This is a genomic window from Patescibacteria group bacterium (assembly GCA_041645165.1).
In the GTDB taxonomy this organism is placed as follows: Bacteria; Patescibacteriota; Patescibacteriia; order 2-02-FULL-49-11; family 2-02-FULL-49-11; genus 2-02-FULL-49-11.
In genome coordinates, this window is sequence record JBAZQN010000003.1 from 36,804 (window position 1) to 51,301 (window position 14,498).

Annotated in this window: 15 protein-coding genes and 1 pseudogene; 2 read left to right on the top strand and 14 right to left on the bottom strand. The window is 50.3% G+C overall.

From position 1 onward, the window contains the following. Positions 1–4: 4 nt before the first annotated feature. The 8 genes from WC659_01680 to WC659_01715 form a co-directional block, all read right to left on the bottom strand. A complete protein-coding gene (locus WC659_01680) occupies positions 5–208 on the bottom strand; it encodes a hypothetical protein (GenBank protein MFA4872626.1) in 204 nt (67 codons plus the stop codon). 93 nt (positions 209–301) lie between these two features. Then, positions 302–1,114 carry a tryptophan synthase subunit alpha gene (gene trpA / locus WC659_01685; protein ID MFA4872627.1) on the bottom strand — a complete coding sequence of 271 codons (813 nt, stop codon included), beginning with the start codon at positions 1,112–1,114 and terminating at the stop codon, positions 302–304. A gap of 97 nt (positions 1,115–1,211) precedes the next feature. Continuing rightward, positions 1,212–2,513 carry a tryptophan synthase subunit beta gene (gene trpB / locus WC659_01690; protein MFA4872628.1) on the bottom strand — a complete coding sequence of 434 codons (1,302 nt, stop codon included), beginning with the start codon at positions 2,511–2,513 and terminating at the stop codon, positions 1,212–1,214. Between the two features lie 318 nt (positions 2,514–2,831). Further along, complete coding sequence (locus WC659_01695) at positions 2,832–3,467, bottom strand: phosphoribosylanthranilate isomerase (GenBank protein MFA4872629.1); 636 nt, start codon at positions 3,465–3,467, stop codon at positions 2,832–2,834. A 25-nt stretch (positions 3,468–3,492) separates the two neighbouring features. Further along, positions 3,493–4,314, bottom strand: a complete 822-nt coding sequence (locus tag WC659_01700) for an indole-3-glycerol phosphate synthase TrpC (GenBank protein MFA4872630.1) — start codon at positions 4,312–4,314, stop codon at positions 3,493–3,495. Between the two features lie 179 nt (positions 4,315–4,493). Continuing rightward, positions 4,494–5,516, bottom strand: a complete 1,023-nt coding sequence (gene trpD, locus WC659_01705; protein ID MFA4872631.1) for an anthranilate phosphoribosyltransferase — start codon at positions 5,514–5,516, stop codon at positions 4,494–4,496. Then, a complete protein-coding gene (locus tag WC659_01710; protein MFA4872632.1) occupies positions 5,513–6,091 on the bottom strand; it encodes an aminodeoxychorismate/anthranilate synthase component II in 579 nt (192 codons plus the stop codon). Before WC659_01710 ends, trpD begins: the two co-directional genes overlap by 4 nt. 170 nt (positions 6,092–6,261) lie before the next feature. After that, a complete protein-coding gene (locus tag WC659_01715; protein ID MFA4872633.1) occupies positions 6,262–7,563 on the bottom strand; it encodes an anthranilate synthase component I family protein in 1,302 nt (433 codons plus the stop codon). Between the two features lie 428 nt (positions 7,564–7,991). Here WC659_01715 and WC659_01720 point away from each other — a divergent pair, with 428 nt between their 5' ends. Next, positions 7,992–9,101, top strand: coding sequence for a hypothetical protein (locus WC659_01720; protein MFA4872634.1), 1,110 nt, complete (start codon positions 7,992–7,994; stop codon positions 9,099–9,101). 181 nt (positions 9,102–9,282) lie between these two features. Here WC659_01720 and msrA read toward each other — a convergent pair whose 3' ends face one another. The 4 genes and pseudogenes from msrA to WC659_01740 form a co-directional block, all read right to left on the bottom strand. After that, a complete protein-coding gene (gene msrA / locus WC659_01725; protein ID MFA4872635.1) occupies positions 9,283–9,843 on the bottom strand; it encodes a peptide-methionine (S)-S-oxide reductase MsrA in 561 nt (186 codons plus the stop codon). A gap of 2 nt (positions 9,844–9,845) precedes the next feature. Continuing rightward, positions 9,846–10,245, bottom strand: a pseudogene (gene msrB / locus WC659_01730) (peptide-methionine (R)-S-oxide reductase MsrB). A gap of 22 nt (positions 10,246–10,267) precedes the next feature. Then, complete coding sequence (locus tag WC659_01735; GenBank protein ID MFA4872636.1) at positions 10,268–10,459, bottom strand: helix-turn-helix transcriptional regulator; 192 nt, start codon at positions 10,457–10,459, stop codon at positions 10,268–10,270. Between the two features lie 78 nt (positions 10,460–10,537). Then, positions 10,538–11,098 carry a DUF2178 domain-containing protein gene (locus tag WC659_01740; GenBank protein MFA4872637.1) on the bottom strand — a complete coding sequence of 187 codons (561 nt, stop codon included), beginning with the start codon at positions 11,096–11,098 and terminating at the stop codon, positions 10,538–10,540. Between the two features lie 292 nt (positions 11,099–11,390). Between WC659_01740 and WC659_01745 the strand changes: the two genes are divergently transcribed. After that, positions 11,391–12,488, top strand: a complete 1,098-nt coding sequence (locus WC659_01745; GenBank protein ID MFA4872638.1) for a glutamine synthetase beta-grasp domain-containing protein — start codon at positions 11,391–11,393, stop codon at positions 12,486–12,488. A gap of 94 nt (positions 12,489–12,582) precedes the next feature. On the opposite strand, the gene WC659_01750 is transcribed toward WC659_01745, so the two are convergent. Both WC659_01750 and WC659_01755 read right to left on the bottom strand, forming a co-directional pair. After that, the gene (locus WC659_01750; protein MFA4872639.1) at positions 12,583–13,383 is read right to left on the bottom strand and encodes a ZIP family metal transporter; all 801 of its coding nucleotides are present in this window, start codon (positions 13,381–13,383) and stop codon (positions 12,583–12,585) included. Positions 13,384–13,520: 137 nt separating this feature from the next. After that, positions 13,521–14,498, bottom strand: coding sequence for a permease (locus WC659_01755; GenBank protein MFA4872640.1), 978 nt, complete (start codon positions 14,496–14,498; stop codon positions 13,521–13,523).

Below are 14,498 nucleotides of genomic sequence, written 5' to 3' on the forward strand. Positions count from 1 at the left end.
TGCGCTACGCCTCCGCTGACGTCCGCTCCCACTCACGACGCATCTTCCGCAAGGTGAGGATGGGATCGGGTTTCCGGCGCTTCCACATCCCGCGTGCCTGTTCCCAGACGCGTGTACGGTCATTGCCGCGCAGGAGTAAGCGAAGATTCGCTTCCGCGTCACCTTTTGTACGTTCTTTTATTGGAGTCGAAATGACAGAATATGACATAAAACGCCTTTTATAACCCTTACATCAATATAACTATACCCCATTCTCAAGCGTCCATCAAGTGTGTGGGGGTACTGTGTGCGGGGTACTACGTCAATTTATCCCTTCGCCTGCGTCCACCAACGTCCTCAAATATTTCTTTACCGCATCAATCCCTTGCCCCTGCGGCACTTTATTAAACACATCCAGCACCGCGCTGCCGACGATGGCGACATCAGCCCCCGCCTCTTTGAGTGTCTTGATATGCTCATGTGTTGAAACGCCAAATCCCACCGCGATGGACACATCCTTATGCGCCCGAATTCTTTGAAGATGGTGCGCAAGCTCCTTATGGAGCGACGCGCGCGCGCCGGTCGTTCCTTTCTGCCCGATGAAATAGAGAAACTGGTTTGGCTTATCCAGTACTTTCTCAACTCGCTCGTCCGTGCTCACGGTGGAAAGAAACCGCATCGCTACTAAACCAGAACGCGCTGCGTGCTCCAAAAAATGATCATGCGCTTCTTCATCAATCGGAATATCAGGAACGATGAGCCCGCTCACCCCCACCTCTGCCGCATCTCTACAAAATTGCTCGACGCCGTAATGAAAGACAAGATTAAAATACGTCATAAATAGGAGAGGTATTTTACAGTGTGCCCCAACCAAATTCTGCGCCGCGGCAAACGCATCCTTCACCTTGAATCCTCTCTTAAGCGAGACTTCATTTGCCTTCATTATCGTCGGCCCGTCAGCCAAGGGATCTGAAAAAGGAATCTGCAGCTCGATAAAATCAACGCCCGCCCCTGCCATCGCATGCACAAGCCCAATGGAATCCTGCAGCGACGGATAGCCCAAGACAATATGGGCCATGATCCCTAATCTTTTCTCCTCTTTTATTTTATTGAGTCGTGTAATAATCTTGTTCATATTCACGTGTGTCATTCCCGCGAAGGCGGGAATCTAGAAAAAAAACAAACATAAAAATCGATCGTTTTCTTTTTGTTTTTTAGTTCTGGATCCCGTATCAAGTACGGGATGACGGTAATGTTGACCTTCTCTTTAAGTATTCCTTCCAAATCTGCCCGCCGAATATATCCCCGAGAATAAACAAATCTTTATCACCGCGTCCCGACATATTCACGACGATGATTTTTTCTTTGGATAAGGTGGGTGCAAGTTTCACGACATGCGCGAATGCGTGTGCCGATTCAAGCGCGGCAAAGAGCCCCTCCATGCGCGCCAGAGCTTGAAATGCACTGAGCGCTTCCTCGTCGGTCGCCGACACATACTGCACTCTTCCCTTCTGGTAAAGCAGCCCATGCTCCGGCCCGATCCCCGCATAATCAAGGCCCGCAGAAATGCTATGCGTGTTTTGTATTTGCCCGTCTTCGTTCTGCAGAAAATAAGACTTATATCCTTCAACAACCCCAAGCTTGGGATCGCGGGCTAGGCGCGCCGCGTGCTTCCCTGTTGATGTCACTCCCTCGCCCCCTGCCTCCACGCCAATAAGACGCACGGAAGGCTCTTCCAAAAAGGTGTTGAAAATGCCTATGGCATTACTGCCGCCGCCCACGCACGCGATCACATAATCAGGGAGTTCTCTGCCTGTTTGTGCCTTTAACTGCTCCCGCACCTCAAGCCCCACAATATTCTGAAAATCGCGCACCAGAGAAGGGTAAGGGTGCGGGCCTAAAGCGCTTCCCAACAGGTAATAGCTCTCATCCACGTTCGCGATCCAGTCTTGGATGGCAGCCGTGACTGCGTCTTTTAAGCGTTTAGTGCCATGGGCAACCGGCACTACCTCAGCGCCCAATTGCTCCATCCAGAATACGTTCGGCCGCTGCCGTTCATAATCCACCTCGCCCATGTAGACGGTGCATGCAAATCCAAACTTCGCCGCGACCGTTGCGGCCGCCAGCCCATGCTGTCCCGCGCCTGTTTCTGCGATTAGGCGTTTTTTGCCCATGCGGCGAGCAAGGAGCGCCTGCCCCAGACAATGGTTCATCTTGTGCGCGCCGGTATGGTTTAATCCTTCATTTTTAATAAAAATATTCGCGCCGCCTAAGTGCGCGCTCAAATTTCGCGCAGAGGTAAGCGGCGTGGGGCGGCCGGAATAATTCTGATAGAGATCCATAAGCTCGCTCAAGAAAGTAGGATCATTTTTCGCGGTTGCATAGGCGCGCTCAAGCGCGAGTAACGCCGGCATCAAATTTTCCGGCACATACCTACCACCCAGCTCGCCAAAATGCCCCTGCGCGTCTGCATCGTACGGTGTGGAGAAAAAAATGTTCTTCACCCCGTTAGAAATTTGTTTTGCATCTTGCATAATATTTCATCCCTGTTAGAAGTCTTTCTTGTGATTTCTAACGGGGTTAATAAACAATATGACCATTTAGCCATGTATACTCGATTGCTATTCAAATTTCGATTGCATCGTCGTTCCCGCCCCGTATCACGGTACGGGGTAAACCATGGCCTCGCGCAGGCGGGGCTCTTGCGGGAATCCAGACGCCGTCCTCGACCGAGATCGGGAAAAACCAAAAGAAAATCGATTTTTGCTTGTTTTTTATGTCTGGATTCCAAATCAGGTCTGGAATGACAATCGAAATTGGGTTGGCAATTTATTATAACCATTACGCTATTTCTATTTTGCGTTTTTAATAAACAATCGTACCTTTCGCATATCTTTCACCCCCGGTTTAACTTCAACTCCGCCCGAGGCATCAATAATTCGCGATCGCGTAAACTTGATGCCATCATGGATATTTTCTGGTGTCAACCCGCCGGAGAGCACCACCTCATATCCCGCTTCAACAAGCTCACGCGCGAAGTTCCAGTCAGCACGCTTTCCGCTCCCGCCTGCCCCGTGCATTGGATTTTTTGCATCAACCAGCAGCACCTCAACGACACTCGCGTAGTGCAGGTAATTTTGCCGCGTCACCGCTTTCCATATTATTACCCCTCGTTTTCGCAGCCGATTAACGTAGGCCGTTGTTTCATTCCCATGCAATTGCCAAATACTGATTCCCGATTCCTCGATTAACCTGCACAACCGTTCAAACGGCAGATTCACCACCACCCCCACCGTACGGGCAGAAAATTTTCTGCCCCTACACCTATTATTTACCGCCTCCTGTATCTCCCGAGCTTTCTCTCCCGTAACGCTTCTTGGACTCTTAGGAAATTCTATAACACAGCCTACAAAGTCCGCGCCTTGCCGCGCGATTTCCCGCGCCTGCGCGGGCAGTGTCACACCGCAAATTTTTACCTTTACGTTCATATCCGAAATATAAAACTTATTAGGCTTATTCTGCCAACGATAACGCTCTGACCATATTTACAGGATCGCCCGATTTCATCAGCGCTTCCCCCACCAATACAGCGCGTACACCAGCATGGTGCCACTTCCGTACTATTTCAGCTGATACAACGCCGGACTCGCCGATCAGTAAGGGCAAAAAATCTTTTGCCCCTACGGCACGTGTCGCCGTTCTTGCCAATCTCACCACCCTATCCACATCCACCGTCAAATCAACCAGACTCCGCGCGTTTATCCCGATAATTTCTGCGCCAATCTTCATGGCACGTTCAAAATCCTCCTCTTGTTCCACTTCCACCAATACCTGAAGCCCAAGCGCACGGCTTAATTGAAAGAGCCTTTTTAGTTCATCGTCTTCAAGCCATCTGGTAATAAGGAGCACGAGATCTGCGCCTGCCGCCTTGGATTCATACACCTGATACTCGCTGATGATGAAATCTTTGCGCAAAAATGGCATGGAGGGGAAACTCTCTTTCAGTTGCTTCAATTCTTCCAATGAACCGTTAAAATAATTCGGCTCGGTAAGCACGGATATGGCGACTGCGCCGCCATCCACGTACGCCTGCACCTGCGCCAGATGGTCGCGGCCGCTGATCATGCCTGCGTTCGGGCTTGCGTGCTTGATCTCACCGATAACCGCGACAGGGCTCTGCCGCCTTACGATGCGTTCCTTTATGTCAACGAGGAGCAGTGTCCGCACGGCCGCTAGCCGCTTCAAATCCTCCAAAGGAACAGCCGCCTCTTCTTTCTGAACGCGTTCCTGAATGATTGGATAAATTTTTCCTAAAAATCCATTCAAATTTTTCATACTCAACTGTCATTCCCGCCCCGTATGCCGCTACGGGGTAAACCATGGCCTCGCGAGGCGGGGCTCCGGCGGGAATCCAGATAAATAACAAACATGAATTACCGATCGTTTTCTTTTTGTTTTATCTAGATCCCGTATCTCGGTACGGGATGACAACAGGACGTATTCGTGCCCGATAATCAACTTTTCAACCTATTACTCACCTCAATAAACTTTTCCAACAACTTCGTCGCTTCCCCATTCGTCACTGCCTCTCTCGCTATTGCAATCCCTTCTCCAACATCCTTCGCTTGCCCCGCCACATACAACGCCGCACCGCTGTTGAAAAGCACCGTATCAAGCCGCGCTCCTTTCTCTCCCGAGAGCACGGCACGGATAATCGATGCATTCTCCTGTACATCACCACCTCTCAGGTCATTGTTCGTCGCGTGCGAAAAACCGTAATCCTGCGGATCTAAGACATACTTCTCGATAATTCCTCGCTTCACTTCATACGCGTCAGCAGTGGCCGTAGTGGTAAGCTCGTCGTGCCCATCCCCACTGCGCACTACCATTGCGTGTTCGCTGCCTAAAAGCCGTAGAGTTTGCGCAATTATCTGCATCTTCGCGGGATCGGCAATGCCGATAATTTGCCGCCGCGGCATCGCGGGATTCACGAGCGGCCCTAAGATATTGAACAGCGTGCGCACTCCAAGCTCTTTCCGCACTGGCCCCACCTTCGCAAACGCAGGGTGATACAGAGGCGCGAAGAGAAACACAATACCCGCTTCTTCTAAACAGCGGCTTGCCTGCGCGGGCGTGAGATTAATATTCACACCCAGCGCTTCCAGGACGTCCGCGCTCCCGCACGCGCTCGAGACCGCCCGGTTGCCGTGTTTTGCCACTTTCACTCCGCACGCCACGACGACCAGCGCGGTTGCCGTAGAAATGTTGAAAGTGCCTCTGCCATCGCCGCCAGTCCCGCACGTATCAAAAACTTCCGTGTGTGCGCCGGGTAAGGCTATTGCGTGGGTGCGGAGCGACCGCACAAAACCCACGATCTCCTCTGCAGTTTCGCCTTTTATGCGAAGTGCTACCAACAATGCGGCAATCTGCGCAGGGGTATAGTCCCCTCCTATAATCGTTTCCATCACTAGCTCTGCCTCTGTTAAAGTAAAGCTCTCTCGATTGAGTATTTTGTTGAGTATTTCAGAGTATATCATAGGCCTAAAAAATTCTTTATTAAATCCATACCCAATTCCGTCCTAATCGATTCGGGATGGAACTGAATACCCTCAATAGGAAATTGGCGATGCCGCACGCCCATGATCTGCCCGTCATCCTTTGCGAGGGCCGTAATCTCGAGGCATGCAGGGAGGCTTTCCCTCTCGCCCGCGAGAGAATGATAGCGCATGCCCTGCAAGGGACTGGCAAGACTCTTGAAAATACCTTTTCCTTCGTGCACGATAAGGCTCACTTTGCCGTGTTTGACGACTGGCGCGCGCACCACGCGCCCCCCAAACGCCGCAATAATCCCCTGATGCCCGAGACACACGCCCAACACCGGCGTCGTTTTTCCGCATTCAAGAATAACGTCTTTACATACACCGAAGTATTGGGGGTCCGTAGGATCGCCCGGGCCCGGGGAAATGACGACATGGGTATACCCTCCTCCCCTCACGTCATCTAATGTGACTGCATCATTCCTTTCTACCACAGGATTTCCTCCCAACATCCCCACATATTGGTAGAGGTTGTAGGTGAATGAATCGTAGTTGTCGATAATAAGTATTTTCATAATCTTTCTTCTTCCCTTCTCCTCCTAGTGGGCGGGGTTAATCTCAGAGTGAGGATTAGCCGTTGAAAAACCCTCCGCAGTCCCGCAGTGGCGGGACGAGGCGGAGTGCCCCGCCGCGCTGGAGGCGGGGACGCGTGTTTTTCCAACGGACAAGCCGAACGACTGTACGTTCACACTCGCGCACACGCTACCGCCTGTTGTATTGCCCTCTGTTTATTCATAATCTCCTCATATTCCTTCTCGCACACCGAATCATACACAATCCCGCTTCCTGACCTGGTATATGCCTTGTTGCCTGAGACAAAGAGCGAACGGATCGCAATCGCAAACATCGCATCGCCATTCACGCTAAAATATCCGACAGACCCCCCGTACAAACCGCGCGGGCTCCTCTCCAATGCGGCGATTATTTTCATTGCCTCAATCTTGGGCGCGCCAGTGAGCGTGCCTGCGGGGGCGCACGCCGCCAGAACATCAAAACTGTCCAACCCTTTGCGCAGAGTCCCGCGTATTTCTGTCGATAAATGCTGCACATGGCTATAGCGCTTCACTGCCATGAGCCCTTCTACGCGCACGCTCCCGAACTCCGCCACCCTGCCGACGTCATTGCGCGCCAAATCCACGAGCATCATGTGTTCTGCCACTTCCTTTTCGTCGGATTTTAATTGCGCCGCAAGACGCTCATCCTCTTGCCTGTCTGCGCCGCGCTTTATGGTCCCGGCAAGCGTGCCAAAATGCTCAATTGCGTGCCCCTTGGTCCTGAATAACAATTCCGGCGATGCACCCAGCGCATACCTTTCCCGGAACTTCATACAATACATGTGCGGCGAAGGATTAATTTCGCGCAGGTTCCCGTACACCGCGACTGGCGATCCTGCACACTCATACTCAAACCCCACAGAAAATACAATCTGAAATGCATCGCCCCTCCCCACATGCTCTTTGATTGATGCAAACGCCTCTTGGTATTGCGGCAGCGACATATCCGAGGTGTGCGATTCCACCTCAAAACGGGGTGTCTCACCATGTTTTTTTAGCATCTCCTTGAACTGCGCTCTCCTGTCCTTTTCAAGCGTGAAGTACCGTATTGATTGCGTGTGCTTATCAAAAATAAAACCATCAAGGTAGAGTCCGAACTCAAATTGGGGAAAATACGGCTGCTTTTTCCCCGAGAAAGCCGGTTCAAAAAGCGCCGTGCCGTCATATGAGACATATCCCACCAGACCGCCATGATAATGCGGCGGCAGCCCCTCGACATGGGGAAGCAGACCCTTTAACGCGGCATAATCAGTAGTGGCATCAGAAACCACTGATTGCGGCTCCGCGCCAAGGTACGTGAAACGGGAAAACTCCGATTCCGCGCCAAGCGACTCAAGGATAAAAGCGTTTTCGCAGCGCTGTGCAAGCCTTTCAAATATCTCAAATGGCTTTAAATCGGTGCTAAATTCGAACTCTTGATATTGAAAACTCATAAGTATTCAATGGATACCACCCCTTATGTCCCCTCCTTACTAAGAGCCTGACCCGTGTTTATCACGGGGAGGGGGTAGGGAGGTCTCCTTAATTTAAAACCAATGGCGTACATAACAAAAAACTGACCCCCTCTCGGGGATCAGTCAGCGTTAGGTAAGGTAAAAAATCTCTGGAATACCTCAAACCACTGATCTCCGAGAGAGACCAGTGCTCCACCAATTCAATTGCACGTTCGTATATTTCATATTAAGTATCCACACTATAGCTCAGCATGATTTTTATGTCAAATTTCTTTCCCACTCCCCATAGTCATTGACAACTCTCTCTCTCTCTGCTTAACTGAACGTTAAAACTAATTCACAAATAGAGAGATTTTGTAATTCCTGCCCTTTGAAAACCTAGACGAAAAAATAGAGGAGAATTTGCCGTGGAAAATTTACACATCCAAACCGAAGGGTTTGCGGGATTCCTCATTCCTGCGATTGAAAAAATCATAAAAGTGGCATTCGATGTCCCGCTTTGCTGCACCAACGCCGGAGAGAATTTAGATCAGGTCGTTGCCGAACTTATCGGCTCTAACCAAGTCCGGCAAGAAGGTGTACCCGTAACATCTGAGCTCCAACAAGGGGTTACCGAGATCGTGAAATATTACGTTGGCCTTCAACGTCCCATCCCCATTCTGACACCATGTGGAGGGAGAAAAACCATTTGTGGTCTCAGTATTGACGTGGCTGAACTTGTCGCGTTAAAAATGCTCATGTGTCTTCAACGGCGGGTACAGCAACATTATCCTCCAGGGTTGGAAATTCGTATACGAATTGAGGATATGGGCGCACTCCATCTCTTTAACCGAGATGATATCGCAACAAATCGACGCACGGTGAATGAGTATGCGAACGATTTCAGCTCATTAGTTCACATACTTGGGTTCGACTTATTACCGATACCGGAAAGCACTTTCATGGACGAGAAGCAGTACTCGGCTCTCGCCGACAGCTTCATCCCGCTATTGGAAGCTTATATCGTTGAGTCCGATGAGCACGGGCTTGATGCTTATGAGCGACTTCCCTGTTGGAAACAGTTGGCAGAAGTGGGGTGGACCGGTCCTATTCCGATTGAACAACGGGAATACTATCGTTCCCGTTACCGGGTACTCTATCCCGGCATTACGCCAGCCCAAGCAACGGAAATGCTGGCTCGTTATTTTGCCGGGTCGTTGGCAAGATACAAACTGAACGGAACCTGCGTAGGTGACCTTGAAGGAAAATACATTCAAGTCACCTTCATGTGCCCGATTCCAGGTGTTCCTCCCGAAATGGTCTGGCGAAATATCTACTACCGCACGCTCCCGACCAAATTGGCGCGCACCCACATTCCCTTCTGGCGAGGAAAGGGGTACTTGCGAGTTCAGGGCGATACTGTTTGCCCAAAACTCGCGAGTTGGAGCGAACAGCTCAAATACAATCCCGCCTCAATTACTCTCTCCAACCAAAATTTAGCGGTAACCCTCGCCGCCGATTATGTAATCATGCATTAATCTCTCCTCACTATAAAAACACGAACAGGTGAAAATCCATCTGTTCGTGTTCCCTCCTTTGTTACGAGATACTCGTGATAATGGAGAGAACATTCATATCCACATAAAAAGTCCCTATTGAAGTCGGGATTTTTAATAAAAATCTGCTTTCGAGCCATTTCGCGCCAAATGGCTCATATTTTTATGGCTTTACCACGAGCAACTCCTGATACTTCTTCCTTATTTTTTCGATTTTCGGCTTAATGACTGCTCTTGAATACCCCTCATTAAGATGGCAGGCGTAATAATTCTTGTGGTACTCTTCCGCAGGATAAAACGCCTCCAAGGGAGCGATTTCCGTCACGAGGGGTTTGTCGTAAACGCGGGCATCGGCGAGCTCGTTCACAAAACGTTCTGCGGCGGCACGCTGGTCAGGTACGGTGAAAAGAATAATAGATCGATATTGGGTGCCGATATCGTCACCCTGCCGGTTCAGGCTGGTCGGATCATGACTTTCGAAAAAAATTTCAAGTAATTTTTCATACGAGATAATTTGAGGATCGTATACTACCAGAATTACTTCCGCATGCCCGGTGGCGCCGGTGGACACTTGTTCGTAGGTGGGATTCGGCACCGTCCCTCCGGCGTATCCCGAGGTAACATTCACCACCCCTTTTAATCCAAGAAAAACCGCTTCAGTGCACCAAAAGCATCCACCGCCGAAAGCAACACGCTGATATACTTTTTGCCCAATAGAATTCATATTTAAACCTTAGCAACGACAAATCGCATAGCCACGGAATTAATGCAGTACCGCTTGCCCGTGGGTTTGGGCCCGTCATCAAACACATGCCCAAGGTGAGAATCGCATCGTGCGCAGCGCACTTCCGTGCGCTGCATGCCGTGCGTAGTATCCTCGCGCGCTTTAATGTTTTCTGGGTTAACAGGCCTGGTAGTAGCTCGGCCAGCCGGCGCCTGATTCAAATTTGGCGTCCGCGCGGAACAAAGGCAAATCGCACGCGGCGCAATGGTACGCGCCGCTTTTATGAGGCATTCCCGTAGGACAGGAAAACGCAGGCTCGGTCCCCTGCGTGCGCATTATCCGGTATTGCTCCGGTGTGAGCAGAGCCTTCCATTCCTGTTCCGTCTTATACATTTTTTCCATATTGCTGCTACCCAAAAACTACTTAAGAAAAAATAAAAAGATCATCGATTCTGGTTTTGAGGATCTTAGCAATCTGATAGGCAAGCCTCAGAGAAGGATTATATTTCCCCTGCTCCAGAAACACGATGGTTTCCCTGCGCACACCCGCGTGCGCGGCCAGTTGCTCTTGCGTCAGGTTATACTTTGTACGAAATTCTTTAATACGATTTTTCATAAATGTTTTCACGCGACTTGATACGACTATTGCCTCATTTTTTCAATGGATGCCGGAGGTTATCGCTCCTCCTGCGGCTCACATCGTATCGTCAACGCAAGGCGCATCAGGCATAGGTGTTCGCGGATTACCATGCTTGATCCACTGCCCCTCATCGCAGAGCCATGTATCCTCGTCCCCGCTGAATAGGCGCAGGCCGACTATCACAAACGCCAAGAGTAATGCTCCCATCAATATAAAAGCCAGAACTTTACGACTCTGCACACGCGGTTTATTGAGATAATTGAAAATAATGCTATAAACGAGGAGGATAAAACAGGTAGCATACGCTAATACATAACCTATTACTTCAAAGAGAGGGTGCCCTTCCCGTAAAGCAATGAGAATAAAAGTGGCAATGCTCGCCATAACCGCAAATATTACCATGGCATAGCGCGCCGCCTTGCCCGCGATCTGATAATCCCGCTCGTCAGCGATAACCTCTTTCACCTGCCTGCGGAACATCATCATAAGCCCCGCCGCAATCGCAACCGATGCCGCTGCCAATGGGTAATTATCGATAATAATAGCTTGGCTTATCACTGCAGCTAATATCATTGCTACGATAATTTTTGCGAATTTATATCTTTGGTAGGTCATAAGATAATAGTTAGAAATACCTCACAATCTTAATGTTGTATTATTCTAACATTGTTGTCAAGGCGTTTGGTGAATATGCTAAATTATGTAATCTGGCGATATCTGCCGATACCCGATTTTGACCGATCGGCCATAGTCTTTTATAATGGTAAAGTACCAATTAACGAGGGGCTTATTTGGTGCCTCACAGGTAACCTATAAAGGTTTTTATTTATTATGGCGGCTTTCCGCTTGACGTCCGGCAGTTGCCGACGCTGGCCGTTTACCAGCCAGCCGCCACGGGAGAATGGTTATGTCCGAAAAAGTTATGGCCGAGTATATATGGCTGGACGGCCGACGACCCACCGCCAAATTGCGTTCCAAAACAAAAATTGTGAACGGGCCTATAGCCAAAATTAGCGATTTGGCGGATTGGGGTTTTGACGGTTCTTCCACCGAACAGGCCGAAGGTCACTTTAGCGACTGCATGCTGAAACCGGTACATTTTGTCACCGATCCGATACACAAAGCGCCGCACATATTAGTGCTCTGTGAAGTGCTGAATGCCGACGGCACGCCGCACGTTTCCAACACGCGCCATGTGTTAGCCGCAACCGCCGCCAAATACCGGTCTCATGAACCGTTGTTCGGCATTGAGCAAGAATATACTTTATATCATAAAGATTGGCCACTGGGGTGGCCGACGAGCGGTTTCCCGCATCCGCAAGGGCGTTATTATTGTGGCGTCGGTTACGATGAAGTACACGGCCGTGAGCTGATAATGGAACATGTGGAGGCCTGCCTGGAAGCCGGACTCGCCATATCCGGCATTAACGCCGAGGTAATGCCGGCGCAGTGGGAATTCCAGGTCGGCACGCTAAGTCCTTTGGAAGTGAGCGACCAGTTGTGGCTCGCGCGCTGGCTATTGTATCGCTTGGGAGAAAATTTTTCCGTGTATGCCAAACTGGATCCCAAACCCATGCCAGGAGATTGGAACGGCGCCGGTGGCCACACTAATTTTTCAATCAAGAGCATGCGCGAAGACGGCGGTTTAGCAGTCATTAAAAAAACTTGCCAAAAACTGGGCCAATTCCATAAAGAACATTTGCGGGTGTATGGCGCGGATAACGATAAGCGTTTAACCGGCAAACACGAAACTTGCAGTATTTACCAATTCCGTTATGGCGTGTCCGACCGGGGAGCCTCTATCCGCATTCCCATGGCCACGGCCAATGCCGGTAAGGGTTATTTGGAGGACCGCCGGCCAGCGGCGAATCTGGACCCTTACCAAATTTGCACGGCCTTGATCGAAACCGCGTGCGGAGACGGTTTTAATCCGGATAAATACGGCTGGGGTAATTTTGAAATTAATAATGCGAAACCAGTGGAAATCCAGGCAGAGGACGCTTAAATAAACGCATTTTTATCTGTTGAATTGGTCTTTAAAAAGTGGCCGAAATGCTGCAATTCGGCCACATAGGTCTGAAATCAATAATCTGAATCAGTTACCCAAACGCGACGTCAAGCACCATCATGACTGTAAATCCGATCATGGCCCCGATGGTTGCCACGTCCGTGGCATTTTTCTGCGATGCAGGGATTATTTCTTCCACCGACACGTAAATCATGGCGCCTGCGGCAAAGGCAAGCGCATACGGCAATATCCCGCGCATGACGAGCACGCTCGCCGCACCCAATACTGCCGCCACCGGTTCAATGAGCGCGGATGCCTGCCCGTAGAAAAAAGCGCGCCAACGGCTCAATCCTTCCCGACGGAACGGAAGCGATACCGCGAGCCCTTCGGGAAAATTCTGTATCCCGATCCCCAGCGCGAGCGCGGCCGCGCCTGCCCAGCTTGCCCCGTCTATGCCCTGCGCCGCAGCCCCGAACGCCACGCCGATCGCAAGCCCCTCCGGAAAATTATGGAACGTGATCGCCAAAAAAAGGAGCATCGTCCTATGCCAGGACGTGCGTATGCCTTCCACGCGCGCAAGCGGCTGACCGAACCATAAATGCGGAAGCGCTTTATCAATCAGCCAGAGAAACAAGCCGCCGCTTAAAAAACCAACAGCAGGAGGCATCCACGGGAGTATGCCAAGCTTCTCACTCATGGCAATGGAAGGCGCAAGCAGCGACCAAAAACTCGCCGCAATCATGACTCCTGCGGTGAAGCCAAGCATGGCGTCTAAAAGCCTCTGCTTAATTGTTTTAAAAAAGAAAACGCCGGCGGCTCCGACGGCAGTCATGCCCCAGGTAAAGAGCGTGGCATAAAACGCGGCAAGGACTGGATTATCAGGGAAAACCATGAATGGTCGAAATGGTCATGCGATATCTTCCTTATAAGCTTACCAAAATAATGGGAAAAAAGCCATGGAGAAAAAGTCATAATAAATAAGCGCCTTCGCTATATCGAGGCTATTCGCCTGCAAAAACTTTCTCTCAACTATAATATCCATGTGTACACATACCCCAGTATGATTATGCTCGCCGTGATTGTGCCATAAAATATGGCGATAAGCCTGCAGGTCATCGCTTTCTTGAGCATTATGGCAGACGGGAAAGAGAGGCCGACCGCTGCCATCATAAAGGCAAGCACCACTCCGAGCGGAATGCCCTTGTCTACCAGCGCTTGCGCAATAGGGAGTATCCCTGCCGCATTCGCATACAGGGGCACAGCTACCATGACGGCAACCGGTACGGCGATGAGACTATTCACAGGGAGATATGTTTCAAAAAATCCTATGGGAACAAAGCCATGAATGACCGCGCCCACGCCCACACCGATGATTACATAAACCCCCACGCTCCGCACGATGTTCCATGTTCCTCTGGCAGCGCGAGCTAGCTTCTTTGAAAAACCGTTACCTTCCTGAATAAATACTCCCTGCACCTCCTGCATTACGGCTTGCGTAACCCAAGACGATAAATACTTTTCTAACCTCATTTTCCCAAGCAGGTAGCCGGCAACCACCGCTACCAGTATCCCGCTCATTACGTAAATAAGGGTAACTTTAACGCCAAATACACCCAGAAGCATAGCTATCACTACCGAATCGACTAGCGGCGAGCTGATAAGGAAGGCTAAAGTCACCCCCAAGGGAATGCCGCCGCGCACGAACCCTATGAAGAGCGGCACCGAGGAACAGGAGCAGAAAGGCGTGATAGTGCCAAAAAGCGCTGCCAATAAGTAATCAGCGCCATATAATTTTTTAGTACTAAGATACGCACGCACCTTTTCCACGGGAAAATACTCATTCACCAAACCCATGACGAGCGCTATGCTAAAGAGAAGAATAAATATCTTTAGGGTGTCGTAAATAAAAAACCGCACGCTCTCGCCAATGCGGGTCGCCTCGCCGAGTGAAAAGACGCGGAATGCCGCCCAATCGGCGAATTGTTCAAGCGGGTACCAAATACTCAT

Coding starts and splice junctions, on each gene's coding strand:
- WC659_01755 (MFA4872640.1), bottom strand. CDS start 14,498: ATGAGTATTTGGTACCCGCTTGAACAATTCGCCGATTGGGCGGCATTC.
- WC659_01710 (MFA4872632.1), bottom strand. CDS start 6,091: ATGAAAATACTTATTATCGACAACTACGATTCATTCACCTACAACCTC.
- WC659_01695 (MFA4872629.1), bottom strand. CDS start 3,467: ATGAACGTAAAGGTAAAAATTTGCGGTGTGACACTGCCCGCGCAGGCG.
- WC659_01740 (MFA4872637.1), bottom strand. CDS start 11,098: ATGACCTACCAAAGATATAAATTCGCAAAAATTATCGTAGCAATGATA.
- WC659_01745 (MFA4872638.1), top strand. CDS start 11,391: ATGTCCGAAAAAGTTATGGCCGAGTATATATGGCTGGACGGCCGACGA.
- WC659_01750 (MFA4872639.1), bottom strand. CDS start 13,383: ATGGTTTTCCCTGATAATCCAGTCCTTGCCGCGTTTTATGCCACGCTC.
- trpA (MFA4872627.1), bottom strand. CDS start 1,114: ATGAACAAGATTATTACACGACTCAATAAAATAAAAGAGGAGAAAAGA.
- msrA (MFA4872635.1), bottom strand. CDS start 9,843: ATGAATTCTATTGGGCAAAAAGTATATCAGCGTGTTGCTTTCGGCGGT.
- trpD (MFA4872631.1), bottom strand. CDS start 5,516: ATGATATACTCTGAAATACTCAACAAAATACTCAATCGAGAGAGCTTT.
- WC659_01715 (MFA4872633.1), bottom strand. CDS start 7,563: ATGAGTTTTCAATATCAAGAGTTCGAATTTAGCACCGATTTAAAGCCA.
- WC659_01680 (MFA4872626.1), bottom strand. CDS start 208: ATGTCATATTCTGTCATTTCGACTCCAATAAAAGAACGTACAAAAGGT.
- WC659_01735 (MFA4872636.1), bottom strand. CDS start 10,459: ATGAAAAATCGTATTAAAGAATTTCGTACAAAGTATAACCTGACGCAA.
- WC659_01700 (MFA4872630.1), bottom strand. CDS start 4,314: ATGAAAAATTTGAATGGATTTTTAGGAAAAATTTATCCAATCATTCAG.
- trpB (MFA4872628.1), bottom strand. CDS start 2,513: ATGCAAGATGCAAAACAAATTTCTAACGGGGTGAAGAACATTTTTTTC.